Raw genomic sequence first — 24437 nt, 5'->3', positions numbered from 1 at the left:
TATGCCGTCTTCAAGTGTAACCTTTCGTTTTTTAGCTGAACCTACCGATGTCAATTTTGGCGGTAAGGTTCATGGTGGTGTAGTAATGAAGTGGATTGACCAAGCTGGTTATGCCTGTGCTGCAGGTTGGAGTGGTCATTACTGCGTTACTGTATCTGTTGCGGGTGTAAAGTTTCAACGCCCTATTTTGGTTGGTCAAATTGTCGAAGTAAAAGCCAGTATTGCCCACACAGGTAAAACCAGCATGCAAATCTTTATTCAAGTACGCTGCGGAGACCCAAAAACACAAAATCTCGTTGAGACCAATCATTGTGTAATTAGTTTTATTGCCATGGATGAAGCAGGTTACCCAATCGAGGTGCCTACTTACACTGCGGTTACTGATGAAGAAAAGAAAATCGAGAACTATGCAATAAAAATGAAAGAAATAGCCATAGAAACAGAAACATTGCTACAAAAAGCATAATTTGGCCCAGCTTGGTATTTTTAAACTGTACCTAGTAACTTCTACAGGGCAGCCTGAAATTGTTACGACTGCCAAACTGAATGGCTGATTACAGTTTCAACAAACTGTGCAAAAAATCACTCATTTAGGCCTGAAAACAATACTTTAGGCCTAGATAACAGTCTGGCACGGTCACTGCAATACTCCTTGGGAATGAAGCGAAACATTCGTTTATTTATTTTATAAAGGAGCTATTAAATGATTAAAGCAATCTCAATTTCTGCAATTTCTCTAGCACTACTAGGTTTCAACAATGCTGCACATGCAGATATTACCGAGATGGATTCACCACGTATTTATACTGGTATTGGTTATGGCCAATATTCATTTGAATTTGAAGACAGTGAAAACGACACTGACTTTGATGACGATTCACAAATGCTAAAAGGTTATGTTGGTACTCAATTCAATAAATACTTAAGCCTTGAACTTGCGTACCAAAATTTCGACGAAGCAAGCGATATTGATTCTAAAGTTGAGCTTGATGGTATCTCACTAGCTGCGCGTTTAGCGGCACCAATCACTGATAGCTTTTCTGTTTACGCAAAAGGTGGCTGGCTTGAATGGGATGCAGAAGTAGAGCAAGATTTAGGCGAACTTGGTAGCATTAGTGCCGATACTGACGGTGGCGATGTATTCTATGGTGCAGGTATTGAGTATGCTTTCACAACAAACATGCAAGTACGTTTAGAGTATGAACGTTACGAATTAGAAGATGATATTGACCCTGATATGGATGTGGCTTCGGTATCATTCCAATACATGTTCTAATTTAGACCTAGCAGTCTAATTATTAAAAAGGCAGTCTCGACTGCCTTTTTTTGCGCTTACATGTAATGCATGTAGAATGTCGGCAGATTTTCTTAACGACAATGCACAATGAGCGAATACCAATTAACTGCCGTCGGCCACATTCAATCTCCTTATAAACAAAAGTTTGCCATACCTCGTCAACCTCGTTTGGTTCCTGAAGCGAAAGCGAAGCTGGTATTCAGTAGCGATTTCAATCGCGAAGAGTTTGTACGTGGTCTCGATGAATTTAGCCATATTTGGTTATTATTCAGATTTCATGAAACCGCTGATAAAGGCTACTCAGCAATGGTGAGACCCCCTCGCCTTGGCGGAAATGAACGTAAAGGTGTATTTGCAACACGTGCTACCTTTCGCCCTAATGCCATTGGCATGAGTGCTGTAAAACTTGAGGGCATTGAATATAAAAATGGTCAGTTAAGCTTATTGCTTTCAGGTATCGATTTACTCGATGGCACACCGATTTTAGACATTAAGCCATATTTGCCCTACTCAGATGCCATGACCGATGCCACCGCAGGCTTTGCCGATACCCGACCAGAAACCGATATGAGTGTCGAGTTCAGTGATGAAGCGCTTGCGTTTATCGAAAAACAAACTGAACAACCAGAATTAAAAGCCTTCATTAGTAATGTATTAAAGCAAGATCCTCGCCCAGCTTATAAAAAGCAACGCGAGTCTGAGCAAAGCTACGGCATGACCTTATATGATTTCAATATTAGGTGGCAAGTTCGGGATAATCATAATACAGTGACCAGCATTGAAAAATGCTAGACTTTTTGCACTTTTTTTAACACATAGCGCTTTAGTGTCAGTGCGTCCACTGGTAAACTTGGCGACTTGTTATTACTCAAACGTCTTGAGTAAACGATAATAATTTTAACACTACTTGGAATAGAGATGCGTACCAGTCAATATATACTCGCAACACTTAAAGAAACTCCGTCTGATGCAGAAATTGTTTCTCATCAATTAATGCTACGAGCAGGCATGATCCGCCGCGTTGCGTCGGGTTTGTATACATGGTTGCCCTCTGGTCTACGCGTACTTAAAAAAGTAGAAAACATTGTACGTGAAGAAATGGATAAAGCAGGCGCTATCGAAATGTTAATGCCTATTATCCAACCAGCTGACCTTTGGGAAGAGTCTGGTCGTTGGGAGCAATTTGGTCCTGAATTACTGCGCATCAATGACCGTCATAACCGTCCATTTGCCCTTGGTCCAACACACGAAGAAGTGATCACTGATTTTGTACGCAAAGAAGTGAGCTCTTATAAGCAATTACCACTGACTCTTTATCAAGTACAAACTAAAGTACGTGACGAAGTTCGCCCTCGCTTTGGTGTAATGCGTGCCCGTGAATTCACCATGAAAGATGCTTACTCTTTCCACTTAAGTGATGAGTGTTTAGAGAAAACTTACCAAGTAATGCACAAAGCTTACTGTAATATCTTCGAGCGTCTTGGTCTTGATTACCGCCCTGTTATCGCGGATACCGGCTCTATCGGTGGTAGCGTATCGCACGAGTTCCATGTACTTGCAGAATCAGGTGAAGATGCAATCGCATTTAGTGATGCAAGTGATTACGCTGCAAACATCGAAAAAGCAGAAGCGCTCGCGCCAACTGAAGAGCGCCCAGCAGCAACTAAAGAGTTAAAAGCATTCCCAACGCCTGATGCAAAAACCATTGCTGAGCTTAAACAGCACTACGGTGTTAAACCTCATCGCGGCGTTAAAACATTAATCGTGTATGGTGCGCCAGATGAGAACGAACAACGTGGTTTAGTGGCGCTTGTATTACGTGGCGACCATGAGCTAAACGAGTTGAAAGCTGAAAAGCATCCGCTTGTAGACTCACCGCTTGAAATGGCGAAAGAAGAAGACATCGTTGCTGCTATTGGCGCAAAACCTGGCTCATTAGGTCCAGTAGGTCTTAAAATGCCAATTATTGTTGACCGTTCAGCTAACATAATGGCTGATTTTGTTGCGGGTGCGAATAAAGACGACGAACACTACAGCGGCATAAACTGGGATCGCGATGTAGAAAACTACGAAGTTGCTGATATTCGTAACATCGTTGAAGGCGACCCAAGCCCTTGTGGTCAAGGGTCACTGCAAATTAAACGTGGTATTGAAGTTGGTCACATTTTCCAACTAGGTACTAAGTACTCAGAAGCAATGAAAGCAGGCGTTCTGAGTGAATCAGGTAAAAACCAAGTCATGACGATGGGTTGTTACGGTATTGGTGTTTCACGTATCGTGGCTGCTGCCATTGAGCAAAACAACGACCAATACGGCATTAAATGGCCACAACCTATCGCGCCATTTGATTTAGCGATCGTACCGATGAACATGCATAAGTCTCACCGTATTCCTGATATTGCAGATAACCTTTACAAAGGTTTAAAAGATGCAGGTTTAGATGTGTTATTTGATGACCGTAAAGAGCGCCCTGGTGTAATGTTTAACGATATGGAACTTCTAGGTGTACCTTTCACACTCGTTATTGGTGAGCGTAATCTTGATGAAAATAAGGTTGAGCTTAAAAACCGTCGTACCGGTGAAAAGTTAATGCTTGATTTAGACACAGCAGTGGCAGAGATCGCAGCATTGACTAAAGGCTAATTAAGTCAGCTCTAGAAAATATAAAAAACCGCTTCGGCGGTTTTTTATTTTTATCAATTGTCATAGATGTTTCGCTAAAGCGTCTTTTAACTGTCATTGATTCTGCCTAGCATTTACTTTATTACACCATGAGTAAATGCCATGAAAAACACCACTTGCAGTAATAAAACCCACTATCCTGCCGTTTGGATTTCCGACGTTCACTTAGGTTACAAAGACTGCCAAGCGCAGTACTTACTAGACTTTTTAAATGCCATTGAATGCGATGTACTGTATTTGGTCGGTGATATTGTTGATTTATGGTCGATGAAACGACAATTTTTCTGGCACCCTAGCCATTATGATGTGTTAGCGCTTATTCAACAAAAAGCGAAAGATGGCACTCGCGTGATCTATATACCAGGTAACCACGACGAAACGTTTCGCCAGTATGCCGATGAGTCTTTATTTGGTATTGAAGTACATCAGCAATATATCCACACAACAAAAGCCAATAAACGTTTTTTACTTTTGCACGGCGATGATTTCGACTCGGCAACCCGTTACAACAAGTTAATTAGTATTGCAGGCGATGCAGGATACGACTTACTGTTATTTTTAAATCGCTGGACTAATCGCGTTCGCCGTTTATTTGGTGGTCATTATTGGTCGTTGGCGTCATGGATCAAAGCACGAGTGCATAAAGCCCGCGAAGCAATTGATGCATTCGAAAAAGCAGCTATTCATGAAGCAAAAAAGCAAGGTGTGGACGGTATTATATGTGGCCATATTCACCACCCAGCCGTTAAAGTAGTTGATGGTATTTTATATTGTAATGATGGCGACTGGATAGAAAACTGTACGGCTCTTGTAGAGAATGACTGTGGAAGAATTGAATTACTTCACTGGAGTGAAACACAAAAAGTAATTCATTCAGCAGACATCAGCAAGCTAATGCCAAATCCCGCTCATAATAAAGATGCCGCATAGCCAAACTAATATCTAGTCAGCTTAAGCCACATAACGAGTTTATTTCGAAGTGTGGCTTGTTTTATCGGTTTGGTAATATAGTCGTTCATACCTACACTCAGGCACTTTTCTCTATCGCCTGCCATCGCGCTTGCGGTCATGGCAATAATAACAATATCTTGAAAACGTTCTGTTGCGTTACCTTTCCTTATTTGTTTGGTGCAATCATAGCCGTTCATATTTGGCATTTGGCAATCCATCAAAATAAGGTCAAACTGGGTTTCGCTATTTTTAAGTACCTCCAATGCTTCGATACCATCACTAGCAGACTCGATATGAATGTTTGTATCGCGCAAAATAGCTTTACTTACTTCAATGTTGATCAGGTTATCATCGACAATAAGTATAGAGCGATTGCAAAAATCAACATCTACAATTTCTTTTACTATATTATTTTTATGATTGAGTATTTGCTCATCATAGTTAAATAACATCGCTAGCCGATAAATAAGCTCATCTTGTGTTATAGGCTTTGCTATCACTGTCGCATTTGTTGGTAAAGAATATTTTTTTTCTAATGCGGACAAAGTGCCAATCACTAACAGTTTAGTATTGCTATCTTGATTAGCGTGTTCAATAAAGTCACTAATTTGTGGGTGTTTTTGATCCACAATGATGAGATCAAATTGGGTTTTATTTCCCTTTTCTAATAAGGACCACGACGTTATATGTTGCTCTTCCAATTGAGTAAAAGATTTTAATTGGCTTATTAAGTTTTGCTTCAAAGGCTCATACAATAAAGCAAGCGCTACTTTTTTATTCGCTAGTATAGCAGTTTGACTATTCGATTTACTTGGTTGACTGAGTGTCATCAAAACCGTGGCAGTAAAACAACTACCCTGACCTTTTTCACTCTCAACATCAATATCACCACCCATTAGTTGCGATAACTTGCGACTTATTGAAAGACCCAATCCACTGCCGCCATAGTGCCTAGTTGTACTTGAATCTTCTTGTGTAAAAACATCAAATAGCTTTTGTTGGCTATCTTTTGATATGCCTATGCCCGTGTCTGTTACTTTAAAAGTTAATAATACTTTACCATCCAGTATTTCTCGTTCACTGATATGTAAACTAACAAATCCTTGGTGAGTAAACTTAAACGCGTTACTGAGTAAGTTATTAAGTATTTGCTTTAAACGATGGCTATCTCCAACAAAGCCCCTGTGGCTAACTAAACTTGAATCAAAGAGCACTTCCAACCCTTTCTTTTGGCCCTGTACTGCCATTGATGTCATCAAATCATTACACACAGAAACAACATCAAACTCATGGTGATCTAAATCTAGTTTGCCAGCTTCAATTTTAGAAAAGTCTAGAATATCATTAATCAGAGTCATTAATGATTGTGCGCTACTGTTGGCGTAATGTAAGTACTGTTTTTGCTGAGTTGTAAGGGGCTCAATTTCAAGCATTTCTAGCATACCGAGTACACCGTTCATTGGTGTGCGTATTTCGTGAGAGATATTAGCAACGAATTGGCTTTTAGCCTTACTTGCGGCCAGAGCCTGCTTTGTTGCTTCTTCTAGCTCAGCTGTACGATTTTGAACTTTTTCCTCGAGCGTTTCGTTTAGTTGCTCAAGTTGATGTTGTGCCCTTTTTAATGAGTTAATATTACGAATTATTGCAGCGACTTGGACTTGTTTTTTAAGCGCATCAAAAATCGGGGCAAGAGTAATTGAGAAATAATGGCACTGTGTTTCATCTATATAAATGGCTTCAAACGAGCAGCGTTCATTATTTTTTATAGCTTGTGCAATTCCTTGAAAATCTTCATCATTGTAATTGAACAAGTTATCAAAATTTGTTTCCTTTTCTTTTATGCTAAAAAACTCTTTCGCAGTTTGATTGGCATTGCAAATAGTGCCATCAGGGGTAACCATAATAATTGCATCAGAGGAACTTTCTATAATTTTGCTGTTTTTTTCTTTGAAAAAGCTCAATTCGAGTTTTCGGCTTATGTCACGCTGATAAATTATAAATAGCACGATCACAGCAATAATAATCAAACATAGCATGGCTATGAATTTATAGCGTTTACTTTTAATCTCATGCAACATAGTCTGGGTATCAACAGACACTGCCAGTGTAAGTGGCTTCATATCAATACCATTAGAGAACTGAATAACTTTCTTTAAATAAAGTTTCTCTGGCAAGCTCATAAAATCGAAAATATCAATTTGATCCATCGCCTGATTAGTTGAAAACTCTTGCTTCCAAAATCGCGCATCCCCTGACTCAAAGCTAAAACGGTATGCTTCATTTGGGTGATAAATAAATTGCTGATCCGCATTAAGTAGGTAGACATCAAAAATATCTGCTGTGTTTTCAACTAATCCGTTTAAAAGATCATCGGCATAATAGTTGACGATCAAAACAGCAAAGGGCTCTCCGTACGGATCACGTACTAATTTTGATACACGATATGTACTCACATAGGGAATTTGTATATGACCATTCTCTCTATTGTAATTAATAGACGAAACATAAACATGACCATTGGGTAACCCCTTTGTTATTTGCATGTAGTCTCGATGACCTTTTAACTGCAAATCAGCTTCAGCTATGCGCTTTACTTCGCCATTAATATTGTCAACCCTGACAACTTCTTTACCTTCCTGCCCAACGTAGATATAGCGAGCTTGTGCTAAGTCTTTATCTGTCACCATAAAACCACTGAAGATCTTTGCTAGCCTATCTTTCCATGCTGATATTGGTGTGCCAAGAACAGGATCGATATTCTTATCGTTTGTAGCGCGCATAATCGCCATAATCGGGGGAGTGGCGTCTAAGAAATTAAGCGCAGAAATATTTTCTCTAAGTGTAGAGGTAAACCTATCCTCTTTTGTGGTTAGCTCTCGTTTCATTTGCTCTAATGTACGAGCATACACATCTTCACGGGTATCAAATTCAAATTTTATTGTCGCAACGCACGCAAGAGAGATCAAAACCAACAGAGCAACAAAAGGAAGCTTGTGCCGATAAAAGAAATTAGTTGCTTTAAGCAAATCCATTGAATTAAAAAGCCTTATTTACCATTCTTCACAGAGTATAGGAGAATTTCATAATAAAGATGGGGTATAAATAAAAAATATTAATCAATAAGGATGTAACACAAGGTAACATATTGAAAATATTAAAAAAGCACCAAGGTGGTGCTTTTTTGTTAGGTAAAAACAATACGTCTTTTATCTAAATAAGACATCTTCTCTATTAAACCATTTAACACAAAACGTGAGTAAGGCCCCTGCCACTATCAATGTCGCTAGGAAGATCAAACCCACTAATGTGTAATCTACTGTGCCTTTAATGATATCTTTGATTGCAAGTGAAACATTTGTCACAGGAATAAAGGCTGTTTTGCTAGTCAGTTCAATATTAGGCAAAACTGCAAGGACTATAGGAAAGAAAACCCCCATGCTAAGTGGCGCCATATAGTTTTGCGCTTCTTTAAAGGTTCGCGCATAAATAGAAATGGCCAACGCTAATGAAGAGAAGATTGCAGCGATTGGCAATAACAATACAAAGATCAATCCTAAATCTAACACGGTTAAAGAACTAAATGCGTTTTTAACAACCGCTAAATCCACAAAAGCAATGGCTATTGATATCCACACCCCCATACTAAGTACCGTTATGGTGGTTGTCGCAATTGAAGAAGCAAGTAGGGTTACAAACTTACCTAACACAAGCTGCGTACGCGTAATTGGTGTAAGTAAAAGCGTTTCAAGGGTTCCGCGCTCTTTTTCACCGGCACCTAAATCAATCGCTGGATATGTTGCACCAACTAGGACCAGAGGTATTAGTAGATAAGGAATAAACCCACCAATTTTCTCACCAAGGTTTTCACGTTTATCTGCGGTATCGACCTTCACCACTTTAATAGGCTCGATAATTGCCGCTTGTTGCTGCTCTGATACGCCAAAACTAAGAAGCTTAGTCGTGCGCAGTTTATCGCCATATTCTTTCGCAAGCTCCTTAACGCGGTCAAATAAAAAATTAATTGCTTTCGCGTCGTTATACACAACTTGCCATTCGCTTTGCTTAGCGTTATCTAAAGTTTGCTTAGCGTCTGATGGCAAATAGATACCCATATCTATGGTGCCCGCTTTAACTGCTTTGGTCAGGTCCTCTACTGTATTAAAGGTTTCGTCACCTTTATATAAAGCAAAGCTCTTGTGGTAAAACACCTTATCAGTAAACTCTTGCGCGTAATTACCATTGATGATGGCGTAAGTATGGACCTCTTGTTCTGCCTCTAATGCTGCTTGTGAACTAATAAATGCCATTACAGCAAATAATAATGGGAAAACAGCAACCGGCAGTGCGACCACGAATATTAATGTTTTACGGTCACGTAACAGCTCTTTTAATTCCTTTTTAAATACTTCAAACATCACGATTCTCCGTCAAAATATTCATAAACGCTTGGTTTAGCTCTTCGCTTTGCCCAGTTTGTTTAAACTCATCCAATGTGCCATCAAAACAACTTATGCCTTGGTTTATCACCGCAACACGGTCACAAAGTAACGCAACCTCATCTAAATGGTGCGTTGAGAAGATGACCGGTGTGCCTTGCTCTTTAAGGCCACGAATAAACTTAATGACGGTTTGCGTGGTCATGATATCTAAACCTGTAGTGGGCTCATCAAGAATAACCACATCAGGGTGATGAACAACTGCACGGGCAATATTGGCTTTTTGCTTCATGCCAGTAGATAAATTCTCAGCACGTTTATCAATAAAGCTGTGCATATCAAGTAAGGTGAAAAGCTCATCACAACGTGCTGCTACCGCCTTTTTACTCATGCCATGCAAACGAGCAAAGTACTCAACGTTTTCTTTAACCGTTAAACGTCCGTATAAACCAGTACTCCCTGATAAAAAGCCGATTGATTTACGGCCAACTAAAGGTTTTTTAACAATATCGTGACCAGAGATGGTTATTGTTCCTTCATCAGGCTTGAGCGCTGTTGAGATCATTCTAAGTGTTGTTGTTTTACCAGCTCCGTTCGGGCCTAACAAGCCCAACACTTCGCCTTTATTACAGTGAAAGCTGACCTCTCTCACGGAATGAAAAAACTGCTTGTCTTCTCGGGGATCAATATTATCCGTGTTATTTTTTTTATGATCTTTTGTTAGCTTAAACTTCTTTTTAAGCCCTGCTACTTCAATCATTGCGTTTCCTTCGTTTCGGCCTAAAGTAGTCCGTGTTATTATAAAATTCTGGGTTATTATTCTCAGCCCACCAGCCAGGTACACCTAACAATGGTAAGGGTGACAAATTTTTATTGTCTCGCAAACAATCGTCAACTTTAATCATCTCATAGAGACGTTGATCTATATACGCATACTGCTCGGCTAAATCTTTACAAAATATGTCATCAGGCACAACAATAAATAATGCTTTCCCCGTTAAACCTATATAAGGTTGTGTAAGCATTTCGTAGTTAGCATGACCAAACATGTAAGGACGTATAGTTTGACCCCATAATTCGCGCTGTACTACAAATGCTTGCCGCCATTGATGGTCACGTAATTGCTGTTGCCAGCTTTGTTCGGTAATGGCTAATACAACGCCGCATTCATCAAACAAGGTAAGTGCATTTCTGTGTTTACTGCGCTCTTTTAGACCGTGCAGTTTAATTTCTTCAATGTGCTGATGATTAATCAGCGCTTTAGTTTTTGGGAATAAACACCAAATAAAACCACCAAATAGATCATGCCAATTCTGTTGGCGTGTGGGTACTTGCCCTGTTTCAAAAATTATTTGTTCATAATACCGAGTTTCATCTGCAAATTTTTCATCTTCAGTGAAACTAATGGGGATCCCTTGCGAAGTCGTGGCGGTTAAAAATTGATTAAACCATTCACATGATGGCCAATCAGACAACTTATCTATATTAAACAGTTTAACTAAGTCAACAAACGCACCGGTTGTAAGGTACTGCGTTGACCACTGTTCGGGGGCGGTGAATCGTTTCATTTCTTATAACATTTAACTTCTTGATGTATTGTGACTAGTTTACCGCAAAAACTGGTTCTCATTAATAGAACCTCATATACTAATGCTACCTTAAAACAAAAAAGATTGATTATGGAACGTTATTTTTCAATGACAGTGATAGCAAGCGCGATGCTTGTAGGCTGTGCTTCAACAAGTAACACCTCAAATGATGTAGCTAACGCTTATCAGAGTATAAATTCACAGCAATTAGCTGAACACATTAAAGTGCTAGCCTCTGATGAGTTTGGTGGTAGAGCACCTTCATCAAAGGGTGAAGAACTTACTCTAGCTTATTTAACTGATCAATTTAAAGCGCTTGGTTTTCAACCAGGCAATGGTGATAGCTTTTTACAAGAAGTTCCGCTTGTTTCACTTGAAGCAGACTCAAACATGGTACTTACCATTGGTGGCAAAGATTACCAATACAAGAAAGATATGGTGATGGGTAGTAGCCGTATAAGTGCAAAACAAAGCATTAAAGACTCTGAGCTTGTTTTCGTTGGTTATGGTGTAAACGCGCCTGAATATAACTGGAACGATTACGAAGGCCTTGATGTTGAGGGTAAAACAGTTGTAATGCTGGTAAACGACCCGGGTTTTGCGACAAAAAACCCTGATTTATTCACCGGTGATGCAATGACCTATTACGGCCGTTGGACATATAAGTATGAAGAAGCAAGCCGTCAAGGTGCAGCAGGTGCGATTATCATTCACGAAACAGCGCCAGCATCTTATCCATGGTCTGTAGTTGAAAACTCATGGAGTGGTGAGCAATTTGGTTTCCAAAAAGAAAATAATAACATGGACCGTGTTGCTGTTGAGGGCTGGGTAACAACTGATGTTGCTAAGGAGCTATTTACAAAAGCAGGCTTAGATTTCGACACCATGAAAGAAAATGCTGCTAAAGGGGCTTATCATGTTGATATGGGCGACCTGACAGCAAGCGTTGAAGTAAATAATACGATTAAAAAGTCGATTTCGTATAACTTCATCGCGACTTTACCGGGTAGTGAAAAACCAAATGAACATATTATTTACTCTGCTCACTGGGATCACTTAGGTACAGATAAAACCCGTAAAGGCGACCAAATCTATAATGGTGCCCACGATAATGCAACAGGCACTGCAGGCTTAATTGAAGTTGCTGAAGCGTTCGCTACTTTACCACAGCACCCTAGCCGCTCAATGACATTCTTAGCAGTGACAGCAGAGGAACAAGGTTTACTTGGCTCTAAATACTATGCAGCTAACCCTGTTATCCCTGCAAGCCAAACCGTTGCTAACATCAATATGGATAGCTTAAACCTGTTGGGTAAAGTAAAAGACATCAGTGTTGTTGGCATCGGCAAATCAGAAATGGATAGCTTGCTAGAAACAGCTGCCAAAGACCAAGGTCGCACTGTATCTGGCGATCCTAAACCGTCTTCAGGTGGTTACTACCGCTCTGATCACTTTGCATTTGCAAACATGGGTGTGCCAGCAATGTACGCTGGTGGCGGTAGTGAAGCGCTTGATGAAGAAACCGCTAATTACCGTAAACGAATGAGCTTAGTGCTTCGTGGTTGTTACCATCAACCATGTGATCGTTACCGTGATGAGTGGGATTTATCAGGTGCGATTCAGGACCTTCAGTTATTCTATCAAGTAGGCTTTGATATTTCAGAGCGTGAAGAATGGCCTAAATGGAATACAAACTCTGAATTCCAACGCAAATAAATGCAAATGAGATTGATTTTCATTTAAAATGATACTACAGTGTAACCTGATTAATTTTTTAGGTTGCACTGTATGTATTTTTTTTCCCAAACGAGGTTAGTTCCTCAAAAAGCGAGGTGTTACATTACGGATAATAAGCGCTTGTTCTTACCCTTTCTATTGCTTACTGCATTAGCAATACCTGCAAGCCGTGAATTTACATTACAAGCATTGAGCGATGCTTTCTTTCAAGTATCGGTCTTTGTTGCTGCCACTTTATTAATTTATTATTATTTAATCGATCGCCTTCCACAATTACAGCTTAGCTATTTACGCGCAAAATCAGGCATTCTTGAAGTCAGCTTTGCTTCTATCTTAGGTGCTTTACCTGGCTGTGGCGGTGCCATTATAGTTGTTACTCAGTTTACCAAAAAGCAAGCTAGCTTTGGCTCCGTTGTAGCCGTATTAACTGCGACAATGGGAGATGCTGCATTCTTATTACTCGCCACTCGCCCTCTTGATGGACTATTAATGATGTTGATAGGAGTGAGCGTAGGTATTATTAGTGGTCAAATTGTTAATTTATTTCATTCAAGTTCAAGTTTTCAACCAAGTAATGCGACTGAGTATAATGAAGAGCCACAGTGCCAACCAAAGATACTCGAATATAGCCGCCCTGTTTGGAAGTTAGCTTTAATACCTAGTTTGATTATCGCTTTTGTCATCGCAACAAACACAGATACTCGCTTTTTCAGTGAAGGTCTTGCTAACATAATCACTGTTTTTGGCTCCTTGATGGCACTTTTTACCGTGATTGTATGGGCTTTATCTTCAAAAGGAGCAAGTTATAAGCAAGTAACTAGCGAAGAAGCCCCTTGCACTCCTCCATCAAAGCTTACTAAAGTGTTAATGGACACTCATTTCGTTACAGCATGGGTCGTTGCTTCATTTATGGTGTTTGAAATTTTGGTGAATGTGGCTGGCGTAGATTTAGCTGCATGGTTTTCAGAATATGCCTACTTAGCACCCTTAGTTGCTGTAGCAATCGGCTTATTACCTGGTTGCGGGCCACAAATTGTTGTAATGACACTTTATATTCAAGGGATTATTCCGTTCAGTGCGATGGCAGCAAATGCAATATCGAATGATGGTGATGCCCTATTCCCAGCAATTGCACTAGCACCAAAAGCGGCCTTAATGGCGACGGTGTATTCAACAATACCTGCATTGTTACTCGGTTATGGTTTGTATTTTTACGGCATATAGCAAATACAATATTTAGAATTAAAAAAACCAGCCGAGGCTGGTTTTTTAATGCTTACGAGGGCGTGTTGACCTTTGTAGATTGAAATTTGTTCACTCTAGGGGCGATTTAATCGCGGCGCGAGATTTGTAACCTAGTGGGCTAAGTAAAAATCGAGCAAAGCTACCGCATCCTGCTCACGCCCCTTACCTACATCCATGTAGGTAACAAAGAGTTAATCGCCCCTAGGAAGAACCCGAAGGGCAGCGCGTGTTTGGCATTGATGCTGCGTTATCGCCTATTTATGGGGAACAACCACACTACATAGGCTCTGCCTTGCCTAAATACCAAACACACTGCTGCAAAATCAACCACAAAAGGTCAACACGCCCTAATGTTAGCTCATCGCCATCATCATTTTTGCAGGATCTTCTAAGTAAGACTTCCACAAGTTGTTGAAACGAGCAATAGTGCCACCATCAATCACTCTGTGGTCGCCAGACCAGCTTACTTGCATTATAGCTGCTGAAATCACATTCCCTTTTTCATCAAAACGAGGTAAGTGCTGCAGTTTACCTAAAGCTACAATCGCCACTTCTGGCTTATTGATGATCGGGGTTGCAATTGTGCCGCCAATCGCACCGATGTTCGAAATACTAATCGTGCCGCCTTTTAAATCATCGGGTGATACACGACCATCACGTGCCGCCTCTGTTAAACGCGTCACTTCGTTTGCAACATCTACGATGCTCTTTGACTGACATGACTTAATGTTTGGTACAAGTAAACCAATCTTAGAATCAACCGCCATACCGATGTTATGATCATCAAAGTAAGTCAGCTCACTGCAATCATCATTAACTTGTGAGTTAAGTACTGGGAATTGCTTAATAGCTAATGACAGCGCTTTGATAAAGAACGGCATCATAGTGAGCTTAACGCCCTGTTGCTTATACTGCTCTTTTAGCTCGCTGCGCATTGCGATCAGTTTTGTTAGGTCAATTTCATCACAGAAAGTAAAGTGAGGAATTGTCGATACTGACGCAACCATTTGCTTCGCCATTGCCGCTTTAATACCTTTAATTGGCTCAACACGGCTACCACCAACAGAAGTTGATGATGAAGCTTTAGCCGTAGTATCTTGTGATACAACTTGACTTGGCGCTTGATTCAAGAAATCTTCGATATCTTGCTTATAAATCCGGCCATTTTTACCCGAGCCTGGCACTTGCGTTAAATCAACATCAAGTTCACGCGCTTTACGACGAACAGCAGGTGAAGCAACCGCTTTTTTGTTAAGTTGTTTTTCAACTTTAGGGGCTGTTTTTTCAGCCGGCTTATTCGCAGCATTACTTTGCGCTTTCACTACCGCAGAACTCACATCTGGCTCTGCGCTTTGTCCTGCAATACTCATTTGGAATAATGGGCTGTGAACCGCTGCAATATCACCTTTTTTGTAATAAAGCTTTTCGACTTTACCTGTGTATTTAGCCGGAATTTGCACCAGTGCTTTGTCTGTCATTACATCACAAACCGCTTGATCTTCAATGATTTCATCACCTTCACTGACTAACCACTCCACGATTTCGCACTCAACGATACCTTCACCAATGTCCGGTAAAATAAAGTCCTCTAACTGTGTTCCTGAGGTTGAAGTTTGCGGTGTTGGTCTTGCTGGCGCATCCTCAGCGGTTTCAACTGATTGGCTTGGTGCTTCACCATCAACATCCATCGCAAATAATGGTGCATGGACTTTAGCAATATCACCTTTTGCATAATAAAGTTTACTGATCACCCCATCATGGACAGCTGGAATTTGCACAAGTGCTTTGTCGGTCATCACATCACAAATAGGCTGGTCTTCTTTTACAGAATCGCCTTCTGCAACTAACCATTCAACGATTTCACACTCTACGATGCCTTCGCCGATATCTGGCAAGATAAAATCTTTAGACATACTGACTCCTAAAACTCTACTGATTGCTTAATCGCAGCAAGCACTTTAAGTGCATCCGGCACATATTCTTTTTCAAGTGCTAATGGGTATGGCGTATCTAAACCACACACGCGAGCAATTGGCGATTCAAGATGTAAAAAACACTCTTGTTGAATTGTTGCAACGATCTCTGCACCAAAACCATTGGTGATTGGTGCTTCGTGGCTAACCACTAAACGGCCCGTTTTGATTACTGATTTCGCAATAGTCTCTACATCCCACGGTAAAATGGTGCGTAAGTCGATAACTTCACAGCTAATGCCTTGCTCAGCTGCTTTTTTAGCGGCATCTTCGATGATTTCCATCTGTGCACCCCAAGCAAGTAAAGTGACATCAGTGCCCTCTTGCACGATTTCAGCTTTACCGAGCTCGATGCTGTAATCTTCTTCTGGTACTTCACCTGTTGATGCACGATATAAACGTTTCGGCTCAAAGAAAATAACAGGGTTGTCATCTTTAATGGATGCACGAAGTAAGCCTTTTGCTTGATAAGGATTACGTGGCACAACTAACTTTAAACCCGGTGTATGAGCAAAATAGGCTTCTGGTGATTGTGAGTGATATAAACCACCGGCAATACCACCGCCGTATGGAGTACGGATGGTTAAGTTGCCTACATTGAATTCATTACCACTACGGTAACGGAATTTAGCTGATTCATTCACGATTTGGTCAAATGCAGGGAAAATATAATCTGCAAATTGAATTTCAGCTAAAGCAGGTGCACCAAATGCCGCTAAACCATTGGCAAAACCTAAAATACCTTGCTCAGTTAACGGTGTATTGAACACACGGTGCTTACCATATTTTTCTTGTAAGCCAGATGTAGCACGAAATACACCACCAAAATAACCAACGTCTTCACCAAAAATACAGGCATTTGGATGCTCAGCCATGGTGATATCTAGGGCAGAGTTAATTGCATGAAGCATGTTCATTTTAGCCATTACTTTAATCTCCCTGCAGTAGTTGGATAAGCATCAGGATGCTGCAAAATATGCTCTTTTAGTTGTTCGTATTGTTTTTGCAGTGATGGAATTGGCGTATCGTAAACATCTGAAATAAGCTCTTCTAATGAAGGTTTTGCCACTTTTTCAGCACGCTTAAGAGCCGCTAAAATTTCTTCACGAATTGTTTCTTTGTCTTTAGCGTCTTGCGCTTCGTCTAACCAACCTTGTTTTAATAACCACTTACGGAAACGCTCAATTGGACAGCCTTTATGTTTTGCTTCTTCGTCTTTTGTACGGTAACCGCTTGGGTCGTCACTAGTCGAGTGAGCACCTAAACGATATGCAATTGACTCGATTAAAACGGGTTCACCTTTAGTCGTTACTATTTCACGGGCTTTTTTCGTTGCAGCATAAACTGCAAGTGCGTCAGCACCGTCAACACGGATTGTTTTAATGCCGTAACCAACACCACGTGATGCAATTCCATCACCTTTAAATTGTTCATCAGCAGGTGTAGAAATCGCATAACCATTATTACGAGCAAAGAAAATCACCGGCGCTTCATGAACAGCTGCCATGTTTAAACCAGCATGGAAATCACCTTCAGAGGCAGCACCTTCACCAAAGTAACAAATAGTAATGTTATCAATCGTGCTATTTAACTCGCCGGTTTGGGCATCAACATGACGCACTTTCTGACCGTACGCATAACCTGTTGCTTGCGGAATTTGTGTACCAAGCGGTGATGAAATGGTCATGTAGTTAAGTTCGCGTGAGCCATAGTGGATTGGCATTTGGCGACCTTTACCCAAATCTTTTTCATTTGAGAACATTTGGTTCATGAATTGGTCAAGGCTAAAGCCACGATAACGCAGAGCAGCTTGCTCACGGTATTGGGCCATAATCATGTCGTTTTGATCAAGCGCTGCAGCTGATGCTGTTACAGCTGCTTCTTCACCTAAACATTGCATATAAAAGCTAACGCGACCTTGTCGCTGGGCAGCTTGCATACGCTCATCAAGAGCACGAATAAAACGCATTGTCTCGTATAGATGGATTGCTGTTGCTTTGTCGATATCAGGTGCGGTTGCACCCTCGTAGATGTCGCCTTCCTCATTAAGAATACTTAATGTAGGAATTGTTAATGCGTGACCATCAATAAATGACAGTTCATGATTAATGTTCAGCGATACGTTATTTGGATTACTCATAACCTACCTTCTTTCGTTGTCAGAAACCTACGCCACTGCCCTTATTTGTGTTTTTATCAGCTTGAGCTGCAAGGATAAAGTTTGCGCAATATTCAATCAAATTAAATTAAACTGCCGTCACTTTACGTTAACGTAAGTTGTTATTCAACTAATCATAGACGAATAGTCGATAAATGGCTAAATACGCATGGAAAGTTAACTATACAACAAAATAAAACTACTAAAGTCATACAGTTAACTACAATGAGATGGGTGTTAATGCAAAAAATTTAAATAAAGTTGCTATCAACTTTCATAGGGATAACGGTAAGCAAAGCACGCTGACCTAAGGCTACATCTGCATTTGGGAAGATAATCGCTTCACCGTCAACGTCCGCTTCATACCTGGTCTGACCATCAATCGCTAATAATTCACCTTTGGCAAAACCGGTGAAATTTTCCACATCATCAGCAAATGGGAAACTAAAGTCTTCGCAAGTACGGTTTATTGTTCTATAAACTGAAAACAACTCAAAATCTTCTGCATTGAATTCTTTATATTCAACAGTTTCTTGACTAATTAATGCAGTTAACGTTTGTTTAGTTTTCTCAAAGCGAGACATGTCATTTTCGCCAAATGGCTTTACTTGACCAAGCTCAACCGTAAATGAGTCAGCGCCGTGGACATAAGACGAGTAGTAGCTAAACGTTGTTGCCGCAGATTTCATCATTAAAACTGTATTTACGCCACAGCTGAGTAAAAATTGTAACTGCGACTTTTTCCAAGGCTTGCCATGTAAAAATGGATACACTGCAAATTTTTCATTTTTAGAGCCACGTATTGCCGTATGTAGGTCATAGTGAAAACGTTCACTGCTCTGGTTGCCTCGTTCGAAGAAATCAGAAACCACATCTTCAAGTAGCTTTGCGCGCACGCGCTCAGGGTTTGAGGCAATCCCTTCAACAGTATGGTGGCCGTTAAATAAACGGTTTAAGTTTTCATCAACAAAACGCTTACCAATATTAATTGATTTAGGGTTACCAAAAATAAACAATACGCGCTGTTTCAGTGTCAGTTCTTCTGCAATGATTGCTTTGATTAATTGATCGCAGATTTCAATTGGCGCTGTTTCGTTACCATGTATCGCACTTGAAAGCACAATATCTTTATTTGTTTGTTCTTTTGGTTGAAACTCTATGATACCCGTATCATGAACTGTTACATCCGTGCCATTTTTAAGGGTGAATGATGATGGTTCAAGTTGAAATTCATTACTGCGAGTGAGTGTTAAAAAGTCGCCTGTACGTTTTAATTCATCTAGGTATGCAGAGGTTGAATAGCTCATTGTTCTATCCTAATAATGCGTGAGAGTAGAATACAAAAACGGCTGAGAATATCAGCCGTTTTAAAAGATAAAAAAGAGATTAGCTAATTACTGAATCAACTAGTTTTTTCGCTTCTTTTTCAAGTAATGCTAAATGTTCTTCACCTTTGAATGATTCAAGGTAAATTTTATAAATATCTTCAGTGCCTGATGGACGCGCAGCAAACCAGCCGTTTTCTGTGACCACTTTTAAGCCACCAATTGCAGCATTGTTACCTGGTGCATGGGTTAGCTTTTGCGTAATGGCATCACCCGCTAATGTACTTGCAGTAACATCATTAGCAGAAAGTGCTTTTAAACGTTCTTTTTGCTGTGAGGTTGCTGGCGCATCGATACGCTTATAGATAGGCGCACCAAACTCTTGTTCTAGCTCTTTGTAAAGCTGCGACGGTGTTTTGCCAGTTACTGCTAAAATCTCAGCAGCAAGTAGACCTAAAATAAAGCCATCTTTGTCTGTGTTCCAAACTGTACCATCGAAGCGTAAGAACGACGCCCCTGCGCTTTCTTCACCACCGAAAGCAAGAGTCCCTTTTCCTAGGCCTTCAACAAACCATTTAAAACCAACAGGTACTTCTTTTACTTTACGATTGTTACGCTCTACAACTTTATCAATCATGCCGCTTGATACAAGCGTTTTACCAATCGCCACATCTTTTGACCAATCACGGTTATTTAATAAGTAATCGATCGCCACCGCTAAGAAGTGATTTGGATTCATTAAACCATCAGGCGTCACAATACCATGGCGATCATAATCAGGGTCATTACCAATACCAATATCATAATCATCTTTGAGTGCGATTAAATTGGTCATGGCGTAAGGCGATGAACAATCCATACGAATTTTGCCGTCTTTATCAAGTGGCATAAAAGCAAAGCGTGGATCAACGTCTTTATTTACGACTGTTAGGTCTAAATTGTATTTTTCAGCGATTACAGGCCAAAAATTAATGCCTGAACCACCAAGCGGGTCAATACCTACTTTTATGTTTGCTTCACTAATGGCTTTTAGATTAATTATATTTTCTAAATCGTCAACATATGGATTAATAAGGTCTTGATATTTTATGAAACCTGAGCGAGATGCTTTAGCAAATGGAAATAGCTCTACTTCAACGAGATCTTCAAGTAGTAATTGATTTGCTCTATCTTCAATCCATTTAGTTACATCAGTATCAGCAGGTCCACCGTTTGGCGGATTATATTTAAAACCACCGTCTTCTGGTGGATTGTGAGATGGTGTAACGACAATACCATCCGCTAATTCATTTGGATTTTGTTTATTATGTGACACAACCGCATGACTGATCACAGGTGTAGGGGTGTATTCGTCGTTTTCTTGCGTAATAACTTGTACTTCGTTAGCAACCAGTACTTCAATGGCTGAATTAAATGCTGCCTCACTCAAAGCATGTGTATCTTTACCTAGAAAAAGAGGGCCAAAAATATCATTTTCTTTGCGGTAATCACAAATAGCTTGAGTAATAGCTAATATATGCGATTCATTAAACTTAACATCGTACGAGCAGCCGCGATGTCCTGACGTACCAAAAGCTACACAATGCTCTGGGTTTTGTTCAAGATCAGGCTCATTTAAATAGTAGGCAGAAACCAGTTTAGGTACATTAACTAAGCTTTCTTGTGGTGCGGTTTTTCCTGCATCCGGGTGAATCGCCATAATATTTCCTTATCGGTTATAAATAGTCACGGATTTTTTCAGCGTCATCACTGCTGTAACCTAAACACAGCGCGACTTCGTGAAGCATCATTTTCTTACGTGTTGTATTTGAGTTCGTCATCACCCAATATTCTGTATCGGTAATGTTTTTCGGGTTCATGCTACTACCACTTTCGAGTAATGCTTCTTTACTGGTAGCAAAATAAACGCGATCACGGCCTTTTATATCTAATACATTCACAAATTCATTTTTGTGAGAACGGTATAAGGCAGCTAAAATGAATAAGAAACGCCCTACAACACCCTTTTGCATTGCAAGCTCTTCTTTGTTCAATACATTAAAAACATTCCCTTTGGCTTGGCTGGTAGCTTTGCTAGGAGCCGTTTTTTCTACTTCTGGCTCAGGCTGTTGTGTATTTTCAGTTGCGTGGTCATTTACAGCTTCAACGGTTGAGGTTTCTTGTTCACTATGTTCATTCGTTGTTTCTGCTACCGTGTTACCATCAGAAAGGTTTAATAAACGACGCAAAATAGTTGATGCACTTTCACCAATACTTTGAGTGTTACTTGCTATGTATTGATATAACTCGTCGTCTATGTCGATTTTTTTCATGTTATTCCTGTCTTTACGGGTCACATTTTAAAAGTTCTCAATGATTATACCTAAGCTCGAAGTAATTCTCTATGTTTTGCAATTTGTAATTTCGCTAGGCAAAATACAGCGATTAAAAATAGGAGTTTAAAATGCTATTAAACTACCAACAATTGGGCCAAGGCCCTGACGTTGTATTGATCCATGGTTTGTTTGGCTCACTAGAAAACTTGAATGTTATAGCCAAAGCATTAGCTGAAAATTACACTGTTACTAATGTTGATTTACGAAACCATGGTAGGTCATTTCATAGTGAAACGATGAACTACGAAGTAATGGCAGACGATATTTACAACTTACTAAAGAACTTAAACATATCAAATGCACATATTATTGGCCATTCAATGGGTGGCAAAGCAGCGATGCAATTAGCGCTCAAGTACAATGAGGTGGTCAATAAGTTGGTTGTATTAGATATTTCCCCTGTAGCAAATAAACCGCGACACAGTGCTATTTTTGCTGGTTTAAACGAAGTGGCTGAATCTAACGTTGCAGATAGAAAAGCAGCAGATCTACTATTAGCAAAACATATCGACGAGATGGGTGTTCGACAATTTTTATTAAAAAGTTTTGCGAAAAACGATCAAGGACAGTATCAATGGCGATTTAATTTAGATGTTTTAAATCAGCAATATGAAAATATTTTGTCGCAACTTGATGAAAATGATTCTTGTTTATGTGATACTTTATTCGTGAAAGGTAATGATTCAGACTATATTTTGGCTGAGCATCGTCCAATGATTATGAATTTATTTCCAAATGCGAAGGCAAAAGTAATTCATGGTGCGGGTCATTGGTTACATGCGCAAAAACCACTTGCTGTAAATAAAGCAATCAGCGATTTTTTACAGCAATAAAAGGCAAGAGAAAATTCACGTTTTTGATCTAGCCCACTAAATTATTATGATTTTGTGTGCTATAGTACGCGCCGTTTAATTTGAAGGTTTATACGTTGATGGTCAGTCAGTTAATTAACGAATTTGATACCTTAGGGTTGTATTTTGGCTTAGCCGGCATTTTCTTTTTTATTGGAATGGCAATTCAAGACGTCCTTAAAAAAGGTGATGTACCAAAATTTGGCCGATACATCGTTTGGTTAGTGCTGTTTTTAGGTTGCTCTGGGTTTATAGCTAAAGGACTTATACAAGTGTTTTGGCAAGGCGCAGGTGTAGGCTAGACATGGCAAAGTCAGAACTAGATAGAACAACACCCGATTTATTTGAATACGAAAAACGCCCTGGTAGGCCTAAAACAAACCCCCTACCTCGCGATATGCAATTAAAAGTGAATAAACGTAATCAAATAAAACGAGACAAAGCACGTGGTTTAAAGCGTGTAGAATTTAAGGTTTCATCACAGTTATATCAAGCATTAAGCGATATGGCAGATGCGCAGAATATTAGCCGTAGCGCGTTGATTGAAACAATTTTACAAGAAAGATTGGCTATTGATAGATAGAAGGTTTTAAATCCATGTCAAGCGTAGGTATTTTTTTCGGAAGCGATACAGGCAATACTGAACACGTAGCTAAAATGATCCAAAAAGAGCTAGGTAAGAAACTTGTCGCTGTTCATGACATTGCGAAAAGCTCTAAAGAAGAGATTGCTGAATTCGATTTGCTATTATTTGGTATCCCTACATGGTACTACGGTGAAGCGCAGTGCGATTGGGATGATTTTTTCCCTGAATTAGAAGAAATCGACTTCGAAGGAAAATTAGTCGCGATATTTGGTTGTGGTGACCAAGAAGATTATGCAGAGTACTTCTTAGACGCTATGGGTATGGTAAATGATATCGTAACAGAGCGCGGTGCAATCGTTGTTGGTAATTGGTCAACTGAAGGTTATGACTTCGAAGCATCAAAAGCACTTGTAGATGACAACCATTTTGTCGGCTTAGGTATTGATGAAGACCGTCAACCAGATCTTACAGAAAAGCGTGTTAAAGACTGGTGTGCTCAGATTCATGACGAAATGTGTTTAGCGGAACTTGCTGATTAATAACAAGTATTACTCGCATTTACTAGCTGCTGTAAAGATGCACAACCAATTCACTTTTGTTTGAAAAATCGGCAATTAAACGAATTGTTCTTTGCACTTAGTAACTAGGCACGTTATTCTACTAGTTGCTAATGTGTCGTGTGCATCTTAATGATGCCTAGTATAACTAAATAAATTGAGACAGATTGAATGACTGATCACAACTTGGAATTAAAAAAAGCAGGGTTAAAAGTAACACTGCCACGTATTAAAATTTTAGAGATTCTGCAATCTCCAGACAATCAACACATCAGCGCTGAAGATGTCTATAAAATTTTATTAGACAAAGGCGAAGAGATTGGTCTTGCAACTGTCTATCGTGTTCTTAACCAATTTGATGATGCTGGTATCGTATCTCGCCACCACTTTGAAGGTGGAAAGTCGGTATTCGAACTATCAGGAAGTACACATCATGACCACCTTGTATGCTTGAAGTGTGGAAAGGTTGTAGAATTTGAGGATGATCTTATTGAACGTCGTCAAGTTGAAATTGCTGAAGAAAATGGCATTAAGCTAACTAACCACTCACTATACTTATACGGTGAATGCGTTGACACTGAAAAGTGTAAAGAATACGCTGAATCAAATAGTTAATATTTGTATCAGACATAAAAAAACCTGCAGTTAGCAGGTTTTTTATGTCTATTAGAAACC

General features: G+C 39.9%; 22 protein-coding genes. 12 read left to right on the top strand and 10 right to left on the bottom strand.

Annotated elements, in window-relative coordinates:
* The first annotated feature begins 1 nt into the window (after window position 1).
* The 5 genes from L3V38_RS04620 (at window position 2) to L3V38_RS04600 (ending at window position 4909) form a co-directional block, all read left to right on the top strand.
* On the top strand, window positions 2-466 hold the full coding sequence (locus L3V38_RS04620) for an acyl-CoA thioesterase (RefSeq protein WP_130149918.1): 465 nt from the start codon (window positions 2-4) through the stop codon (window positions 464-466).
* A gap of 237 nt (window positions 467-703) precedes the next feature.
* Window positions 704-1276: an outer membrane beta-barrel protein gene (locus tag L3V38_RS04615; RefSeq protein WP_237118528.1), complete on the top strand. Its 573-nt coding sequence runs from the start codon at window positions 704-706 to the stop codon at window positions 1274-1276.
* 108 nt (window positions 1277-1384) lie between these two features.
* The gene (gene tsaA, locus L3V38_RS04610) at window positions 1385-2089 is read left to right on the top strand and encodes a tRNA (N6-threonylcarbamoyladenosine(37)-N6)-methyltransferase TrmO (protein ID WP_237118527.1); all 705 of its coding nucleotides are present in this window, start codon (window positions 1385-1387) and stop codon (window positions 2087-2089) included.
* 126 nt (window positions 2090-2215) lie between these two features.
* Window positions 2216-3940 (top strand): proline--tRNA ligase, encoded by a 1725-nt coding sequence (locus L3V38_RS04605; protein WP_237118526.1) that lies wholly within the window; start codon window positions 2216-2218, stop codon window positions 3938-3940.
* Between the two features lie 141 nt (window positions 3941-4081).
* Window positions 4082-4909 carry a UDP-2,3-diacylglucosamine diphosphatase gene (locus L3V38_RS04600; protein ID WP_237118525.1) on the top strand — a complete coding sequence of 276 codons (828 nt, stop codon included), beginning with the start codon at window positions 4082-4084 and terminating at the stop codon, window positions 4907-4909.
* A 5-nt stretch (window positions 4910-4914) separates the two neighbouring features.
* Here L3V38_RS04600 and L3V38_RS04595 read toward each other — a convergent pair whose 3' ends face one another.
* From L3V38_RS04595 to L3V38_RS04580, 4 genes are all read right to left on the bottom strand, one after another.
* Complete coding sequence (locus L3V38_RS04595) at window positions 4915-7962, bottom strand: ATP-binding protein (RefSeq protein ID WP_237118524.1); 3048 nt, start codon at window positions 7960-7962, stop codon at window positions 4915-4917.
* A 174-nt stretch (window positions 7963-8136) separates the two neighbouring features.
* On the bottom strand, window positions 8137-9345 hold the full coding sequence (locus tag L3V38_RS04590; protein ID WP_237118523.1) for an ABC transporter permease: 1209 nt from the start codon (window positions 9343-9345) through the stop codon (window positions 8137-8139).
* The gene (locus tag L3V38_RS04585) at window positions 9338-10126 is read right to left on the bottom strand and encodes an ATP-binding cassette domain-containing protein (RefSeq protein ID WP_237118522.1); all 789 of its coding nucleotides are present in this window, start codon (window positions 10124-10126) and stop codon (window positions 9338-9340) included. The genes L3V38_RS04590 and L3V38_RS04585 overlap by 8 nt, the downstream gene beginning before the upstream one ends.
* Window positions 10119-10934, bottom strand: coding sequence for a DUF3025 domain-containing protein (locus L3V38_RS04580; RefSeq protein WP_237118521.1), 816 nt, complete (start codon window positions 10932-10934; stop codon window positions 10119-10121). Before L3V38_RS04580 ends, L3V38_RS04585 begins: the two co-directional genes overlap by 8 nt.
* A 111-nt stretch (window positions 10935-11045) precedes the next feature.
* Between L3V38_RS04580 and L3V38_RS04575 the strand changes: the two genes are divergently transcribed.
* Together L3V38_RS04575 and L3V38_RS04570 are read left to right on the top strand one after the other, a co-directional pair.
* The gene (locus L3V38_RS04575; protein WP_237118520.1) at window positions 11046-12671 is read left to right on the top strand and encodes a M28 family metallopeptidase; all 1626 of its coding nucleotides are present in this window, start codon (window positions 11046-11048) and stop codon (window positions 12669-12671) included.
* A 72-nt stretch (window positions 12672-12743) separates the two neighbouring features.
* Window positions 12744-13916: a putative manganese transporter gene (locus L3V38_RS04570; RefSeq protein ID WP_237118519.1), complete on the top strand. Its 1173-nt coding sequence runs from the start codon at window positions 12744-12746 to the stop codon at window positions 13914-13916.
* Window positions 13917-14290: 374 nt separating this feature from the next.
* Here L3V38_RS04570 and L3V38_RS04565 read toward each other — a convergent pair whose 3' ends face one another.
* The 6 genes from L3V38_RS04565 to seqA all read right to left on the bottom strand — a co-directional run bounded on the left by L3V38_RS04565 (window position 14291) and on the right by seqA (window position 21705).
* Window positions 14291-15850, bottom strand: coding sequence for a dihydrolipoyllysine-residue acetyltransferase (locus L3V38_RS04565; protein ID WP_237118518.1), 1560 nt, complete (start codon window positions 15848-15850; stop codon window positions 14291-14293).
* An 8-nt stretch (window positions 15851-15858) separates the two neighbouring features.
* Window positions 15859-16836, bottom strand: coding sequence for an alpha-ketoacid dehydrogenase subunit beta (locus tag L3V38_RS04560; protein ID WP_130149929.1), 978 nt, complete (start codon window positions 16834-16836; stop codon window positions 15859-15861).
* Complete coding sequence (locus tag L3V38_RS04555; protein ID WP_237118517.1) at window positions 16836-18050, bottom strand: thiamine pyrophosphate-dependent dehydrogenase E1 component subunit alpha; 1215 nt, start codon at window positions 18048-18050, stop codon at window positions 16836-16838. Before L3V38_RS04555 ends, L3V38_RS04560 begins: the two co-directional genes overlap by 1 nt.
* 269 nt (window positions 18051-18319) lie before the next feature.
* Window positions 18320-19375 carry a succinylglutamate desuccinylase gene (gene astE, locus L3V38_RS04550; RefSeq protein ID WP_237118516.1) on the bottom strand — a complete coding sequence of 352 codons (1056 nt, stop codon included), beginning with the start codon at window positions 19373-19375 and terminating at the stop codon, window positions 18320-18322.
* 79 nt (window positions 19376-19454) lie between these two features.
* The gene (gene pgm, locus L3V38_RS04545; RefSeq protein WP_237118515.1) at window positions 19455-21092 is read right to left on the bottom strand and encodes a phosphoglucomutase (alpha-D-glucose-1,6-bisphosphate-dependent); all 1638 of its coding nucleotides are present in this window, start codon (window positions 21090-21092) and stop codon (window positions 19455-19457) included.
* 16 nt (window positions 21093-21108) lie between these two features.
* Window positions 21109-21705, bottom strand: a complete 597-nt coding sequence (gene seqA, locus L3V38_RS04540; protein WP_237118514.1) for a replication initiation negative regulator SeqA — start codon at window positions 21703-21705, stop codon at window positions 21109-21111.
* 131 nt (window positions 21706-21836) lie between these two features.
* Here seqA and L3V38_RS04535 point away from each other — a divergent pair, with 131 nt between their 5' ends.
* The 5 genes from L3V38_RS04535 (at window position 21837) to fur (ending at window position 24377) form a co-directional block, all read left to right on the top strand.
* Window positions 21837-22601, top strand: a complete 765-nt coding sequence (locus tag L3V38_RS04535) for an alpha/beta fold hydrolase (RefSeq protein ID WP_237118513.1) — start codon at window positions 21837-21839, stop codon at window positions 22599-22601.
* A gap of 98 nt (window positions 22602-22699) precedes the next feature.
* A complete protein-coding gene (locus L3V38_RS04530; RefSeq protein WP_062569139.1) occupies window positions 22700-22921 on the top strand; it encodes a DUF2788 domain-containing protein in 222 nt (73 codons plus the stop codon).
* Between the two features lie 2 nt (window positions 22922-22923).
* Window positions 22924-23202, top strand: a complete 279-nt coding sequence (gene ybfE, locus L3V38_RS04525) for a LexA regulated protein (RefSeq protein ID WP_062569140.1) — start codon at window positions 22924-22926, stop codon at window positions 23200-23202.
* Window positions 23203-23216: 14 nt separating this feature from the next.
* Entirely contained in the window at window positions 23217-23744 is a 528-nt protein-coding gene (gene fldA / locus L3V38_RS04520) for a flavodoxin FldA (protein ID WP_130149935.1), read from the top strand.
* A 189-nt stretch (window positions 23745-23933) separates the two neighbouring features.
* Entirely contained in the window at window positions 23934-24377 is a 444-nt protein-coding gene (gene fur / locus L3V38_RS04515) for a ferric iron uptake transcriptional regulator (RefSeq protein WP_062569142.1), read from the top strand.
* The last annotated feature ends 60 nt before the right edge of the window (window positions 24378-24437 follow it).

This window comes from Pseudoalteromonas sp. L1 (assembly GCF_021728095.1).
Lineage (GTDB): Bacteria > Pseudomonadota > Gammaproteobacteria > Enterobacterales > Alteromonadaceae > Pseudoalteromonas.
Note: the sequence above shows the minus strand (reverse complement) of the source record. Positions and strands in the feature narration are given on the sequence as shown.